Origin of the sequence: Streptomyces sp. APSN-46.1 (assembly GCF_022815725.1) — a bacterium.
In the GTDB taxonomy this organism is placed as follows: domain Bacteria; phylum Actinomycetota; class Actinomycetes; order Streptomycetales; family Streptomycetaceae; genus Streptomyces.
This window is the reverse complement of the sequence record NZ_JALGRF010000005.1, coordinates 205,820-220,080: the sequence shown is the minus strand read 5'-3', so window position 1 is coordinate 220,080 and position 14,261 is coordinate 205,820. Positions and strand designations below refer to the sequence as shown.

General features: G+C 71.2%; 13 protein-coding genes. 4 read left to right on the top strand and 9 right to left on the bottom strand.

Annotated elements, in window-relative coordinates:
• The first annotated feature begins 34 nt into the window (after positions 1–34).
• Positions 35–529, top strand: a complete 495-nt coding sequence (locus tag MTF65_RS17250; RefSeq protein WP_243629591.1) for a DUF5949 family protein — start codon at positions 35–37, stop codon at positions 527–529.
• A 108-nt stretch (positions 530–637) separates the two neighbouring features.
• Here MTF65_RS17250 and MTF65_RS17245 read toward each other — a convergent pair whose 3' ends face one another.
• A complete protein-coding gene (locus tag MTF65_RS17245) occupies positions 638–1,921 on the bottom strand; it encodes a cytochrome P450 (RefSeq protein ID WP_243629590.1) in 1,284 nt (427 codons plus the stop codon).
• Positions 1,922–1,958: 37 nt separating this feature from the next.
• Positions 1,959–3,098: a low temperature requirement protein A gene (locus MTF65_RS17240; RefSeq protein ID WP_243629740.1), complete on the bottom strand. Its 1,140-nt coding sequence runs from the start codon at positions 3,096–3,098 to the stop codon at positions 1,959–1,961.
• A gap of 176 nt (positions 3,099–3,274) precedes the next feature.
• Between MTF65_RS17240 and MTF65_RS17235 the strand changes: the two genes are divergently transcribed.
• Positions 3,275–3,511, top strand: a complete 237-nt coding sequence (locus MTF65_RS17235) for a hypothetical protein (RefSeq protein WP_243629589.1) — start codon at positions 3,275–3,277, stop codon at positions 3,509–3,511.
• A gap of 1 nt (position 3,512) precedes the next feature.
• Here the strand turns inward: MTF65_RS17235 and mscL are convergent, their stop codons facing one another.
• The 6 genes from mscL to MTF65_RS17205 form a co-directional block, all read right to left on the bottom strand.
• Complete coding sequence (gene mscL, locus MTF65_RS17230) at positions 3,513–4,025, bottom strand: large conductance mechanosensitive channel protein MscL (RefSeq protein ID WP_243629588.1); 513 nt, start codon at positions 4,023–4,025, stop codon at positions 3,513–3,515.
• Positions 4,026–4,163: 138 nt separating this feature from the next.
• Complete coding sequence (locus MTF65_RS30535; RefSeq protein ID WP_308407184.1) at positions 4,164–4,544, bottom strand: hypothetical protein; 381 nt, start codon at positions 4,542–4,544, stop codon at positions 4,164–4,166.
• Between the two features lie 362 nt (positions 4,545–4,906).
• Positions 4,907–5,740, bottom strand: coding sequence for an S-methyl-5'-thioadenosine phosphorylase (locus tag MTF65_RS17220; protein ID WP_243629586.1), 834 nt, complete (start codon positions 5,738–5,740; stop codon positions 4,907–4,909).
• A 77-nt stretch (positions 5,741–5,817) separates the two neighbouring features.
• A complete protein-coding gene (locus tag MTF65_RS17215; protein ID WP_243629585.1) occupies positions 5,818–6,126 on the bottom strand; it encodes an FmdB family zinc ribbon protein in 309 nt (102 codons plus the stop codon).
• Positions 6,127–6,193: 67 nt separating this feature from the next.
• A complete protein-coding gene (locus MTF65_RS17210) occupies positions 6,194–7,606 on the bottom strand; it encodes an MFS transporter (RefSeq protein ID WP_243629584.1) in 1,413 nt (470 codons plus the stop codon).
• A 421-nt stretch (positions 7,607–8,027) separates the two neighbouring features.
• Positions 8,028–9,506, bottom strand: coding sequence for a potassium/proton antiporter (locus MTF65_RS17205; protein WP_374207251.1), 1,479 nt, complete (start codon positions 9,504–9,506; stop codon positions 8,028–8,030).
• A gap of 261 nt (positions 9,507–9,767) precedes the next feature.
• Here MTF65_RS17205 and MTF65_RS17200 point away from each other — a divergent pair, with 261 nt between their 5' ends.
• Positions 9,768–12,620, top strand: coding sequence for a penicillin acylase family protein (locus MTF65_RS17200; protein ID WP_243629582.1), 2,853 nt, complete (start codon positions 9,768–9,770; stop codon positions 12,618–12,620).
• On the opposite strand, the gene MTF65_RS17195 is transcribed toward MTF65_RS17200, so the two are convergent.
• Entirely contained in the window at positions 12,617–13,264 is a 648-nt protein-coding gene (locus MTF65_RS17195; RefSeq protein ID WP_243629581.1) for a 5-formyltetrahydrofolate cyclo-ligase, read from the bottom strand. The genes MTF65_RS17200 and MTF65_RS17195 overlap by 4 nt on opposite strands.
• Positions 13,265–13,358: 94 nt before the next feature.
• Between MTF65_RS17195 and galU the strand changes: the two genes are divergently transcribed.
• Entirely contained in the window at positions 13,359–14,261 is a 903-nt protein-coding gene (galU, locus tag MTF65_RS17190) for a UTP--glucose-1-phosphate uridylyltransferase GalU (RefSeq protein WP_243629580.1), read from the top strand.

The following is a 14,261-nucleotide window of genomic DNA, read 5'->3' as shown; positions in this document are numbered from 1 at the left end:
AGGGGTCGGGGGAGAGGCGACTAGGGTGCGGCGCATGACTTCAACTCAAGCCGAAATCGACCGGTCCCAGCTCGGCACCCTTTCCGTGCTCGCCTGGATCGGCGACCCCTCCGACGGCCACGACATCCCGTACCTCCTCGCCTACACCCTCGGCGACGGCCCCAAGGGTCCGGAGGCCGGCGAGGCGGCCGCCCGCGGGCTGCTGGAGGAGATCGGCCTGCCCATCGGCGACGTGGTCATGGACGGCACCCTCAAGGCCTCCACCTTCCCGGTGAAGATCCTGCTCGCGGACAACCAGATCGCGCTGACCCTGCCCGGGCTGAACGCGACCTGCACCGCCCCGGACGAGTGGGTCGCCGCGGCGAACGAGAGCGGGCAGGCGTACTTCCTGTTCGCCACGCGCGCCTGGCCCGAGGCCGTCCCGGGCCGCCCCGTGACCGCGGAGGTCCTGCAGAAGTTCGCGGGTGACGAGGAGGTGCTCACCAGCAGCGCCCACTGCGTGCTCCAGGTGCAGCGCCTGCAGAAGTAGCCGCCCGCACGCGGCGCTCCGCCACCCTCCGGCCGCCGGGCCCCCAGCCTGCCCGGCGGCCGGTTCCGCGGCCGCGTCAGGGGCGGCGCCGGCGTCGGCAGGGCCTCGTCAGGGGCGGCGCCGGGCCGGCTGCTCGAAGGCGAAGCGGAGTGAACGGACTCGGTTGTCGAAGTTGGAGCCGGCCAGATCCGGCAGACCCACCGCGCGCAGGCCGACCGGCCGGGTCAGCAGCTCGCGGAACAGTGCCTTCATCTCCACCCGGGCCAGGTGCGCGCCCAGGCAGAAGTGCGGTCCGCCGCCGCCGAACCCCAGGTGCGGGTTGGGCGAGCGGGTGATGTCGAAGGCGTCCGGGTCGGGGAAGACCGCCTCGTCGCGGTTGGCGGAGGCGTAGTACAGCACCACCTTGTCGCCGGGCCGGAACAGGTGCCCGCCCAGGGTGTGCTCGGCCGCGACCGTGCGGCGGAACTGGATGATCGGCGTCGAGTGCCGGATCATCTCGTCCACCGCGCCGTCGGCGTACTTCTCGAAGTCGCCGAGCAGCAGCTCCCGTTGCTCCGGGTGGTCGGTCAGCAGCGCCAGCCCGTGCGTGATCGCGTTCCGGGTGGTCTCCACGCCCGCAACCATCAGCAGCGAGAAGAACGCGCCCAGTTGGCGGGCGCCCAGCGCCTGCCCGTCCACGTTCGCGGTGACGAGGGCCGAGATGAGGTCGTCGGTGGGGTTCTTGCGCCGCTCCCGCCCGATGCCCGCGACCATCCGCTGCATCTTGGCCAGCGCCCGCAGCCCGCGCCCCGGCATCCGCAGCCGGGAGGCCAGGCCCCGCTCCACGCCGATGTTCTCGGAGGCGTGGTTGACCCGGTCGGCGATCTCCGCCCGGTAGCGCTCCGGGATGCCCATCATGTTGCAGATGACCTCCAGGGGCAGCCGCGAGGACACCGCGGAGACGAACTCGTCGGGCCGCTCGGCCAGTACGTCGTCCACGATCCGGGCGGCCACCGCGTGGATGTCCTCCTCGGCCGCCGCCAGCAGCCGCGGGGTGAAGGCCCGCTGCACGATCTTGCGCAGCTGCGCGTGGTCGGCGCCGTCCAGATTGACCATGGAGTCCCCGAACAGCGCCCGCACCCACCGGGCCGGCTCGGGCGTGGTCACCCCGGGCGCGCTCGCGAACACCTTGGGCAGGCGGCTCGCCTCCTGCACGTCCGCGTGCCGTACGAGGGCCCAGTGGCCGCGGCCCTTCCCCTCGGGCACGTACACCGGGGAGTCGAGGGCCCGCAGGGCGGCGAAGGCCGCGAGCCGAGCCTCGGGGGACTGCTGCCAGAACGCCGGGTCCGCGAGGTGCGCTCCCGCGCCCGTGCCCGCGCCCGGGCCCTCGTACCGCTGTGCAGGGACCGTCATCGTCTCTTCTTCCCTTCGTCGGTCGGAGCCCCCGCCCTTACGCACCCAAACGCGTCCGGTCGGCCAAGGTCACGCCCACCGCGACGGTGGCGGTCGCCACCAGCCCGGCCCACAGCACCGCCTGCGCGCCGGTCCAGGCACAGGCGAGGATGGCCAGCGCCGACACCGGCAGCACCAGTTGCTGGGTCGTTCCCCGCTTGTAGTGGCGGGAGTGCAGCAGCCAGACGAACGCGAGGAACACCGCGGCCGGGACGGTCACGGCCAGGTTGGCGGCCACGGTGGAGATGTGGGCCTTGCCGACCGCCTGCTCGATCGCCACCTCGATGCCGGCGCCGATGGCCGCGGCCGCCGCGAAGATCACGAAGTGTCCGTACCCCCATGAAAAGGCCTGGCGGTTGCTCCGCAGCCGGTCGTGCGCGGGGACCGCGAAGTAGATCCACCAGGCGGCGAAGACCAGCAGCAGCCCGCCCGCCGCGATGGGCAGCAGCTCGCCCAGGGCCTCGTGCTCGTCGAGCGCGGACTGCACGGCCACCGTGCTCGCGGCGATGGTCTCGCCGAGCACGATGATGGTGAACAGGCCGTACCGTTCGGCGATGTGGTGGGCGTGCCACGGGGTCGCCTGGTGGCGCTCGGCGACGACGGGGACCAGCAGCTCCGCCGCCACCAGCACCAGGAAGAGCCACCTGCGGGCGTCCTCGGGGGCCACCAGCAGCGCCAGCCATCCCGCCTGGCAGATCACCAGCCCGGCCGCGTACGTGAGCGCGCAGCGCCGGGCCGCTCCGCTCTCCCCGGCGGCCGCGCGCAGCCACTGGAGCGTGAGAGCGATGCGCATGACCACGTAGCCGGCGACGGCGATGGTCCAGTCGTTGTCGTTGAAGGCGCGGGGGATCCCGGCCGCGTAGATGAGCACGCCGGAGATCTGCACCAGGGTCGCGATCCGGTACGGCACGTCGTCGACGTCGTAGGCGGAGGCGAACCAGGTGAAGTTCATCCAAGCCCACCACACCCCGAAGAAAACAAAGAGGTAGCCGGAGATACCGGCGGCCACGTGGTCCTCGGCCAGGGCGTGGACGAGCTGTCTGCCGGCCTGTGCCACCGCCACGACGAAGCAGAGGTCGAAGAACAGCTCCAGGGGTGTCGCTGCCCGGTGGTCTTCCTCCCGGCTGCGGGCGGTCATCGGTACGTACGTCACACCGCCCAGGACAGCAGCCGTACGGCGGGCGGCAGCCGAGGCGCGCGGTCCCGGGTGTCCGTGTGCCCCGGGCGGAGGGGCTTGGTCCCGTCGGAGCCGGTGCGTTCCGCTCTGCCGCCGGGCGCCTCCGGGGGGAGCGGGGGCGGCCGTACCCTGGAGGCATGAGCACCGCCCCCGCCTCCGCCTCGGCTTCCGACCCGCAGGACCCGCAGGACCCGAAGCCCGAGGCCGCGCCCCAGCCGAAGCCGAAGCCCAGGCCGAAGCTGGTCTTCGACGACCCGCTGGACCAGCAGTCCTCGGACGACACCGACCGAGGGTGGGGCGAACGGCCGACCGCCGGCGGGAGCGCCGCGGACCTGGCACGCTTCCTCGACGAGAAGCCGCCGCACCACCTCTGAGTCAGAACGAGCCGCCGCGCTCCTGTCCCGGCCCCTGGCCCTGGCCGCCGGCCGGGCCCGAACCGTCGCGCTGGGCGACCAGCGCGTCGCGGATCTCCTTGAGGACCTCCAGCTCGGTGATCTCCATGGTCTCCTTGACGCCCTCCTTGGCCTTGCGCCGCTGCTCCACCTTGGCGAGGTACTTCGCCATGGGCAGCACCATCAGGAAGTAGACGACCGCGGCGGTGATCAGGAAGGTGAGGGCCGCGTTCAGCACCGATCCCCACATGATGTTGACGCCGGTCGGCTCCCCCTTCGCGTTGATGCCGCAAGGGTCTTTCAGGCAGGAGGAGTAGACGTCCAGGTTCTTCGTGCCGATCGCCCCCACCAGCGGGCCGATGACTCCCTTGACCACCGCGTTCACGATGTTCGTGAACGCGGCGCCGATGACCACGGCCACCGCGAGGTCGACCACGTTGCCGCGCATCAGGAAGGCCTTGAAGCCTGCCAGGACGCTCTCCTTCTTCTTGCTCACCGCTGAGCCTCTTTCCGTATCCGCCGAACATGGAGCCAACGGTTCCGAAAGCTACGGCAGTCCGGGCCCGGCGTGTCCAATCGGCCACCACCCTGAGGTGACTTGACTGGCCGACCGTTCGATGGGCGGCGCCTCGCATCAGCACAACGTCACCGCCAGCCGGGCCGTGGTCCCCACTCCCACGAGAGCCCGCGCGGTGTCGCGGGGCACGGACAGGACCACCAGCGCCCCGCCGTCCCCGACAGCCTTCTCCGGAGCGGGTACTTCGGCGACCCGGGCAGCCACCGCCACCACCCGGGGTGGTCCGGAGCGCTCGGCCGCGACCACATCCACCCGGTCACCGGGACGCAGCAGCCGCACCGTCGCCGCATCGGCGATCCTCACCGGTGCCGACACCAGCCGCGCCGCCGCGGGCGGCGGCGGTTTCACACGGGCCGGCCCGGCACCCCGCGAGGCCTGCGCCTCCGCCCCGCCCACGGCGAGCGCGGCGGCCGCCGCGACGGCCAGCCCGGCCGACACGGTCCGCCGCCGGCGCCGCAGGGCCCGGCGCAGGCGATCCCCGACCCGGCCCACCCGCAGCGGCGCGAACAGCGGAACGGGGCGCGCGGGGGGACACGGAGAAACGGGGGAACACGGGAGAGAAGCGGGGGAACGCGAGAGAGAAGAGGAGCGGGACGGGGAGGGAACGGGCGAGGGAGAAGAGGGAGAAGAAGGAGAGGTCCTGGACATGACCGCCACCGCCAAGCTGTGTGAGTTCCGGTGTCCGGACCCGGCGCCCGGACACCCCTCACGATCCGCCGCCCCGCCGGATCCCGCTCCGGCCTGTGGACAATCCCCAGCCTGTGGAAAACCCCGTCACCCCCGCGAGTTACCCGACCGCCCTACGGCAGCTCGATGCCCAGGTCCCACCCGTCGAGCGCGTGGGTGCACAGGCAGGCGCGGGAGTCCGTCGGCGGCAGCGCCGCCACCGCGTCGAAGAGGACCTTCCGCAGCCGCCCGATGTTCTCGCCGAACACCTTCAGGACCTCCGTGTGGGACACGCCGTCGCCCACCTCCGCGCCCGCGTCCAGGTCGGTCACCAGCGCCATCGACGTGTAGCAGAGCCCCAGCTCACGCGCGAGGATCGCCTCCGGGTGCCCCGTCATACCGACCACCGACCAGCCCGCCGCCGCGTGCCACCGCGACTCGGCGCGCGTCGAGAAGCGCGGCCCCTCTATGACGACCATGGTCCCGCCGTCCACCGGCTCCCAGTCGCGCCCGCGCGCCGCCGCCACCGCCACCTCGCGCCCCACCGGGCAGTACGGGTCGGCGAAGCTGGCGTGCACCACGTTCGGGACGCTGCCGTCGGGCAGCGGCTCTCCGTCGAAGAAGGTCTGCGGCCGGGACTTCGTACGGTCGACCAGCTGGTCGGGGATCAGCAGCGTGCCCGGACCGTACTCGGTCCGCAGGCCGCCCACCGCGCACGGACCCAGTACCTGGCGGACGCCGACCGAGCGGAGCGCCCACAGGTTGGCCCGGTAGTTGATCTTGTGCGGCGGCACCGTGTGGCCGCGCCCGTGCCGGGGCAGGAACGCCACCGGGCGCCCGGCCAGCTCGCCCATGTACAGGGAGTCGCTCGGGGGGCCGTAGGGGGTGTCCACCACCACCTCGACGACGTCCTCCAGGAAGGAGTAGAAGCCCGAGCCGCCGATGACACCGATCTCTGCGTTCGCCATGGCGCCACCCTAACCGGGCACGCGGAAGGCCCCGCCGCCCGGTGGGGCGACGGGGCCTCGCGCAGAGACAGGTGGTGTCAGGCGGCCGAGCTGGAGCTGCTGCTGCCGCTGCTCGACGTCGCGGACGACGAGGAGGCGGCCGCCGGCGCGGCGGTCGACGTCGAAGGCGACGAGGACGTCTTCGAGGCGGGCGTGCTGCTCGACGAAGCGCCACGGCTGTCGTTCCGGTAGAAACCGGAGCCCTTGAAGACGATGCCGACCGCGGAGAACACCTTCTTCAGGCGTCCGTCGCAGCTCGGGCACACGGTCAGTGCTTCATCGGTGAACTTCTGCACGGCCTCAAGGCCCTCACCGCACTCGGTGCACTGGTACTGGTAGGTCGGCACGAATTTCCTCCTGGCACTCTGACTCGATGAGTGCTAACGACGCTCCATGGTGACGTATTCCGGCCGATCAGTCCACCGTCACCGGCACGCGGTGACCCATCCCACGCTCGTTCACCCGCGAGGACGGGTCGGACGAGGCCGGGTTGGCGGCCGGGTCGGCGACCGGGTGAGCGGCCGCGTTCGCGGCCGGGCCGGGGGACGAGTTCACGATCCGGCTCGGGGCCTTCAGGGCCTTCGGGGCCAGCTTCGCCCGCAGCGCCAGCAGCGTCACCAGCGCGAGCGCGGTGGCGCCCATCGGCACGAGGAAGCCGTACGAGGACCCGTGCGCGTCCGTCAGGCGCCCGGCCACGGTCACGGCCCCGGCCTGCCCGAAGGCGACCGCGCCGGTGAGCCAGGTGAAGGCCTCGGTCCGCGAGGCGGCCGGGATCAGCTGCTCGACCATGGTGTAGCCGGTGATCAGCGCCGGGGCGATGCACAGGCCGACGACCAGGCCGAGCGCGCCGAGCAGGATCGCGGAGTTCGCGGCCCACAGGACGGACGCGGCGGCGGTGAGGCCGACGTAGCCGAGGATCAGGCGGCGGCGCGGGCCGATCTTCCAGGCGATGGCGCCGCACGCGATGCCCGCGATCATGTTGCCGGCCGCGAAGACGCCGTACAGCAGACCGTTGGCACCCGGGTTGCCGATCTCGTTGGAGAACGCGGCGAGCGAGACCTGCATGCCGCCGAAGACGGCACCGATCCCGATGAACGCGATGATCAGGACGCGCAGGCCGGGGAAGGACAGCGCCGAGGCGTGCTTCTCGCCGTTGGCGGCGAGCGGGACCGGCTTGGGCTGGGTGCCGCGCTGCGCGGCGAACAGCAGGCCGCCGATCAGCGTCAGGGCGGCCTCGGTGATCAGACCGGCGGCCGGGTGGATGCCCGTGCACAGCGCGGTCGCGAGCACCGGGCCGACGACGAAGGTGAACTCGTCGGTGACGGACTCGAACGCGGCCGCGGTCGGCAGCAGCGGGGAGCCTCCCCCAGAGCCTTCGGCCTGGGAGGTACCCCCACCAAGCTTGGCGGCCCAGCGGGACCGGACCATGGGCCCGACCTGCGGTACCGAGGCGCCGGCCGGGATCGCGGCCAGCGCGAGCGCCCACAGCGGCGCGCCCAGCAGGGCGAAAGCGGTCAGGGCGGAGACGGCGGCGGCGTGTGCGAGGACGCCGGGGATCAGGACGGCGCTCTGGCCGAAGCGGTCGGCGAGCTTGCCCATCTGCGGCGCGAACAGCGCCATGGAGACGCCGGTGACGGCGGCGACGATGCCGGCGTCACCGTAGGAGCCGGTCGTGTGCTGGACGAGCAGGACGATGCCGATGGTCAGCATCGCGAAGGGCTGCCGGGCGGCGAAGCCGGGGAGCAGGAAGCTGAGGGCGCCCGGCGTGCGCAGGAGTAGCCCGTAGCCGGGGCGGGCGGAGTTCTCGGTCGTGACCGCGGATGTCACGGCCTTGCCTTTCCGCTGCCTGGTAGAGCATCCCCGTCTGCGGACGGTGCTTCGCCTTGTGAGCGGCCGCACCCGTACATGTGGGAGCCCCGAGAGCTGTCCTCTTGCGCAGAACCGAGTGATACCTGGGCGCCCACTGCGGGAGGGTGCCACGGCCGCTTTGCGGTCGCGCCAGCTCTGCGTCAGGCAGAGTTGGTTCGATCTGGTGTGCCTTTATCGTACAGGGGGAGCGGCTATCACGCCCTGTGATTCCGACGACAATGCATGACTTCACCTGCGATTAACTGGAAGTTCGCATTCCGGAGCCCGTTAAACGCGGGCATACCAGGCCACACGCCGGCGAAATCGTTGAATTAGAACGCCGCTCTAATGGAAAACGGCCGGGATCCGCCGTGGCCGCGTGCCCCAGAAGGGCCCGCGCTCAGTGCGAGGACTCGCTGTCCGACCCCAGCCATCCGGCCAGCTTGCCGCCCCGGGCCACCGCCCGCAGTCGCGCCTCCGCCGCGTCCCGGACCGGGTCCGTCGCCACCACCAGCAGCTCGTCCCCGCGCCTCAGTACGGTCGACGGCGCCGGTACGAAGCTCTTCCCGTCCCGGACCACCAGCGTGACCGAGGCCCCGGGCGGCAGCCGCAGCTCGCTCACCTCGACGCCGTGCATCCGCGAGGCCCGCGGGATGGCGAACGACAGCAGGTGTCCGCGCAGCTTCTCCAGCGGTGCCGACTCGATCCCCAGGTCGGCGGCGGCCTCGTCCGTGTCGCGGAGGTTGAGCTTGCGCGCCACCCACGGCAGGGTCGGCCCCTGCACCAGGGTGTAGACGACGACGAGCACGAAGACGATGTTGAAGACCCGGTCGCTGCCCTCGATGCCGGACACCATCGGGATGGTCGCCAGGATGATGGGCACCGCGCCGCGCAGGCCGGCCCACGACATCAGGGTCTGCTCCTGCCAGGGCAGCCGGAAGGGCAGCAGGCTGACGAAGACCGACAGCGGCCGCGCCACCATGGTGAGCACCAGCCCGATGACCACGGCCGGCCAGAAGTCCTGCGCCAGCTCGTGCGGGGTCACCAGCAGGCCGAGCAGCACGAACATGCCGATCTGGGCGATCCAGCCGAGCCCGTCCGCGAACCCCCGCGTCGCCGGCCAGTGCGGGAGCTTCGCGTTCCCGAGCACCATCGCCGCCAGGTACACGGCGATGAAGCCGGAGCCGTGCGCCATCGCGCCGGCCGCGTACGCCGTTACGGCGATCGCCATGACGGCGATCGGGTACAGGCCGGAGGCGGGCAGGGCCACGTGCCGCAGCCCGTACGCCCCCAGGAAGCCCACCGCCAGGCCGATCGCGACGCCGATCGCCAGCTCCAGCGCGATCTTGCCGATCAGGACGTACCACTCGTCCACCGGGCCGACGGTCGCGACGGCCGCGACCAGGATGACCACGGGGGCGTCGTTGAATCCGGACTCCGCCTCCAGGACGCCCGTCACCCGCGCGGGCAGCGGCACCTTGCGCAGTACGGAGAACACGGCCGCGGCGTCGGTCGAGGAGACGACCGCGCCGACCAGCAGGGCCTGCCGCCACTCCAGCCCGACCAGGTAGTACGCGCCCGCCGCGGTCACGCTCACGCTGACGGCGACGCCGACCAGCGACAGCGCGATCGCGGCGGGCAGGGCCGGCTTGATCTCTTTCCACTTGGTGCCCAGACCACCCTCGGCGAGGATCACGACGAGCGCGGCGTAGCCGATGACCTGCGTCAGCTCGGCGTTGTCGAAGACGACGTTGCCGATGCCGTCCTGGCCTATCGCGATGCCTATGCCGAGGTAGATGAGCAGGCTGGGGAGGCCGCTGCGTGACGAGAGGCGCACCGCGGCGACCGCGACGAGCAGCACGAGCGAGCAGACCAGCAGAAGCTCATTGAGCGTGTGGACGGTCAGCGGGCGGCCCTCCTCAACGCGCCGGGCGGATCGTTTCCTCCGGGCGGCAGGTCTAGGTAAGTACTTCGTTACCTTACCTAATATTTGACGCGCTCTTTACGTGATAACCACATTGTGAAACCCCTGATCCGCCCTGTCCTCAGGAGCTCGACCCTGCCGGATCATCGGACCCGGTCCTGCGCCTATGGTTGCTCCCAGTACTCCCAGGACCACCCTGCCCCTCTAAGGACAGCGATGCCCGCCAACGAAACCGCCCCTTCCGTCAAGAAGAAGGGACGACGCGCCCGTCTGATCGTGCTCGTACTGGTCCTGGCGCTCTTCGCGGGCCTCGGCTACGGGGCGTACTGGAGCGTGGACACCGTGCGCGCCTCGTACCCCCAGACGACCGGCACCCTCAAGGTGCCCGGCCTGACCGGGACCGTCGAAGTCAAGCGCGATGCCCACGGAATCCCCCAGCTCTACGCCGACAACGACGACGACCTCTTCCGCGCGCAGGGCTTCGTCCACGCCCAGGACCGCTTCTGGGAGATGGACGTGCGCCGGCACATGACCTCCGGGCGCCTCTCGGAGATGTTCGGCGCCGGGCAGGTGGAGGCCGACGCCTTCCTGCGCACGCTCGGCTGGCGCCAGGTCGCGCAGGCCGAGTACGACTCCAAGCTCTCACCGGAGACGAAGAAGTACCTCCAGGCTTACGCCGACGGGGTCAACGCGTACCTGAAGGGGAAGTCCGGCAAGGACCTCTCCGTCGAGCACGCGGCACTCAAGATCAGCGACGACTACACGCCGGAGCAGTGGTCCCCGGTGGACTCGGTCGCCTGGCTCAAGGCGATGGCGTGGGACCTGCGCGGCAACATGCAGGACGAGATCGACCGCGCGCTGATGTCGGGCAAGCTCACGCCGGAGCAGATCGACGAGCTCTACCCGCCGTACCCGTTCGACCGGAACAAGCCGATCGTCGAGGGCGGCAAGACCGACGGCGGGAAGTACACGCCCCAGGGCTCCGCGGGCTCCGCCGCCACGGGCTCCGGAAGCACCGGCTCCGGCGCCGGTACGGGCAACGGCTCCGCGAGCGGCTCCGGCACGGCCAACGGCACCGCGACCGGCCTCGCCGGCAACGCCACCGCCCAGGGCGCGGCCGTGGGCCTGCGCACCCGGATGAGCGCGCTCGCCAACACCCTGGACCAGATCCCCGCGATCCTCGGCCCCAACGGCAGCGGCATCGGCTCGAACTCCTGGGTCGTCTCCGGCAAGCACACGACCACCGGCAAGCCGCTGCTCGCGAACGACCCGCACCTCTCCCCGCAGCTGCCCTCCGTCTGGTACCAGATGGGCCTGCACTGCCGCGCCGTCTCCGAGAAGTGCCAGTACGACGTGGCCGGCTACACCTTCTCCGGCATGCCCGGCGTGGTCATAGGCCACAACGCCGACATCGCCTGGGGCATGACCAACCTCGGCGCCGACGTCACCGACCTCTACCTGGAGCAGATCAAGCCCGAGGGCTACGTCTACGACAACAAGGTGCTCCCCTTCACCGTCCGCGACGAGGTCATCAAGATCGCCGGCGGCGGCGAGACGAAGATCAAGGTCCGGAGCACCAACAACGGCCCCCTGGTCTCCGACCGCAGCGACGAACTCGGCACGGTCGGCGCCCGCGCCCCCGTCGCCAGCTCCGCCCCCGACCGCGGCGAGGGCTACGCCGTAGCCCTGCGCTGGACCGCCCTGGACCCGGGCAAGTCGATGGACGCGATCTTCAAACTCGACCGGGCCAAGGACTTCAACAGCTTCCGGGCGGCCGCGCGCGAGTTCGAGGTCCCGTCCCAGAACCTGATCTACGCCGACAACAAGGGCCCCACCGGCAACATCGGCTACCAGGCCCCGGGCCGCATCCCGGTCCGGGGCTCCGGCGACGGCCGCATGCCCGCCCCCGGCTGGGACTCGAAGTACGCCTGGAAGGGCGGCAAGGACGGCAACGCGGGCTACATCCCGCAGGACGAGATGCCGTACGACCTCAACCCGGCCCGCGGCTACATCGTCACCGCCAACCAGGCCGTCGCCGAGAGCGGCACCGGCCAGGGCAAGTACCCGTACACGCTGACCACCGACTGGGGCTACGGCGCCCGCAGCCAGCGGATCAACGACCTCATCGAGGCGAAGATCAAGGACAGCGGCAAGATCTCGACCGACGACATGCGCACCATGCAGATGGACAACAGCAGCGAGATCGCCGCGCTGCTGACCCCCATCCTCGCCAAGATCCAGGTCAAGGACCCGGACGTGCGCTCCGCGCAGAAGCTGCTGGACGGCTGGAACTACACCCAGGAGCCCGACTCCGCGGCGGCCGCCTACTTCAACGCGGTCTGGCGCAACATCCTCAAGCTGTCCTTCGGCGACAAGATGCCGAAGGAGCTGCGGGTCGACGGCAGCTGCGTCAACGTCCAGGAGGGCGGCCCGGTCGACGACCTGGCCACGACGGTCCGCGAGTGCGGCAGCCGCGGTTCCGACTCGGCGCAGCCGGACGGCGGCGACCGCTGGTTCGAGGTGGTCCGCCGCCTCGTCAAGGACGAGACGTCGCCGTGGTGGCGCTCGCCCGCCCCGAACCGGCACGAGAAGGACACCACCACCCGCGACGAACTGTTCGCGCGGGCCATGGAGGACGCCCGCTGGGAGCTCACCGCCAAGCTCGGCAAGGACCAGTCCACCTGGACCTGGGGCCGGCTGCACCAGCTGACGCTGAAGAACCAGACCATCGGCACCGAGGGCCCCGGCTTCATGCAGTGGCTCCTCAACCGCGGCCCGTGGAACCTGGGCGGCGGCGAGGCCACCGTCAACGCGACCGGCTGGAACGCCTCCAGCGGGTACGAGGTCACCTGGGTGCCCTCGATGCGGATGGTCGTCAACCTCAACGACCTGGACAAGTCGCGCTGGATCAACCTGACCGGCGCCTCGGGACACGCGTACCACTCCCACTACACCGACCAGACGACGATGTGGGCCAAGGGCGAGCTGCTGGAGTGGCCCTTCGGCAAGGAGGCCGTGAACAAGGCGACGGTCGAGACCCTGACGCTCAAGCCGGCCGGTTCGAACTAGGGCGCGTCACCGAAACGCACCACCCCGGACGGGGTGGCCACCGCCTGGACGGGGTGGTCGTGCGGTTCCTCCGGGACCCGCGCGACCACCTCTTCGTCGTAGAGGAGCACCACCAGCGCCGGATGCGCCCCGGCGCGCTCCAGCCGCTCCAGCACCCGGTCGTACGAGCCCCCGCCGCGGCCCAGCCGGATCCCGCGCCCGTCCACGGCCAGCCCCGGCAGCAGCACGGCGTCGGCGCCGGTCACCGCGTCCGGCCCGAGCCGCGGCCCGGCCGGCTCCAGCAGCCGCATCTTCCCCGGGTGGGCGGCCTCGGCGAGGCTGCCCGGGCCCTCGTACACGGCCCAGTCGAGATCGTTGTCGGGCAGCAGCACCGGCAGCAGCACCCGCTTCCCGGCCGCCCGCAGCCCGTCGAGCAGCTCGCGGGTGCCCGGTTCGGTGCCGACGGAGACGTACGCGGCCACCGTGCCGGCGCCGGTCAGTTCGGGCAGCCCGAGGGCGGACCGGGAGAGCGCGCGGGCCGCCGTACGGCAGTCCTCGGGGGTCAAGGCGCGGCGGGCGGCGAGGAGTTCCCGGCGCAGCTCCGTCTTGACCGTCTTGACCGTCTTGACCGTCTTGGCGGAACGATGTGGAAGGTTACCTGCCATAACGACCTCAAATCTCCTGTGGAATGGGTGTGTAAGTGGATCTATTCATTCGAATCTCACCTGGACGTACGGAACGAACCACTATCGTGCTGCCATGACTCAGTCGCACCCCGTGATCAAAAAGGCCGTCATCCCGGCCGCGGGCCTCGGCACTCGCTTCCTTCCGGCGACCAAGGCGACGCCCAAGGAAATGCTGCCGGTCGTCGACAAACCGGCGATCCAGTACGTGGTCGAGGAAGCCGTCTCGGCCGGGCTGGACGACGTCCTCATGATCACGGGGCGTAACAAGCGGCCGCTCGAAGACCACTTCGACCGCAACTACGAGCTGGAGTCGGCGCTCATCGCCAAGGGCGACGACGACAAGCTCAAGAAGGTCCAGGAGTCCAGCGACCTGGCGACCATGCACTACGTCCGCCAGGGCGACCCGCGCGGCCTCGGCCACGCCGTGCTCTGCGCCGAGCCGCACGTCGGCCGGGAGCCCTTCGCCGTCCTCCTCGGCGACGACCTCATCGACCCGCGCGACCCGCTGCTGCGCGACATGGTCGATCTCCAGGCGCGCACCGGCGGCACCGTCGTCGCGCTGATGGAGGTGGACCCCTCCAGCATCCACCTCTACGGCTGCGCCGCCGTCGCGCCCACCGACGATCCGAACGTCGTCCGGGTCACGGGTCTGGTCGAGAAGCCCGATGCGGCCGACGCTCCCAGCAATTACGCGGTGATCGGACGCTACGTCCTCAATCCCGCGATCTTCGGCATACTGCGGGAGACCGAGCCGGGCCGCGGTGGGGAGATCCAGCTCACCGACGCCCTGCAGAAGCTGGCCGCCGACGAGAGCGTGGGCGGCCCGGTGCACGGCGTGGTCTTCCGCGGCCGCCGCTACGACACCGGAGACCGCGGGGACTACCTGCGGGCCATCGTCCGACTCGCGTGCGAGCGTGAGGACCTGGGCCCGGAGTTCCGCACCTGGCTTCGCCGTTACGTCACGGAGGAGATGTAG

Excerpts from the sequence above, each read along its gene's own strand:
- MTF65_RS17250 (WP_243629591.1), top strand. The coding sequence starts at position 35 with ATGACTTCAACTCAAGCCGAAATCGACCGGTCCCAGCTCGGCACCCTT.
- MTF65_RS17245 (WP_243629590.1), bottom strand. The coding sequence starts at position 1,921 with ATGACGGTCCCTGCACAGCGGTACGAGGGCCCGGGCGCGGGCACGGGC.
- MTF65_RS17240 (WP_243629740.1), bottom strand. The coding sequence starts at position 3,098 with ATGACCGCCCGCAGCCGGGAGGAAGACCACCGGGCAGCGACACCCCTG.
- MTF65_RS17235 (WP_243629589.1), top strand. The coding sequence starts at position 3,275 with ATGAGCACCGCCCCCGCCTCCGCCTCGGCTTCCGACCCGCAGGACCCG.
- MTF65_RS17220 (WP_243629586.1), bottom strand. The coding sequence starts at position 5,740 with ATGGCGAACGCAGAGATCGGTGTCATCGGCGGCTCGGGCTTCTACTCC.
- MTF65_RS17200 (WP_243629582.1), top strand. The coding sequence starts at position 9,768 with ATGCCCGCCAACGAAACCGCCCCTTCCGTCAAGAAGAAGGGACGACGC.
- MTF65_RS17195 (WP_243629581.1), bottom strand. The coding sequence starts at position 13,264 with ATGGCAGGTAACCTTCCACATCGTTCCGCCAAGACGGTCAAGACGGTC.
- galU (WP_243629580.1), top strand. The coding sequence starts at position 13,359 with ATGACTCAGTCGCACCCCGTGATCAAAAAGGCCGTCATCCCGGCCGCG.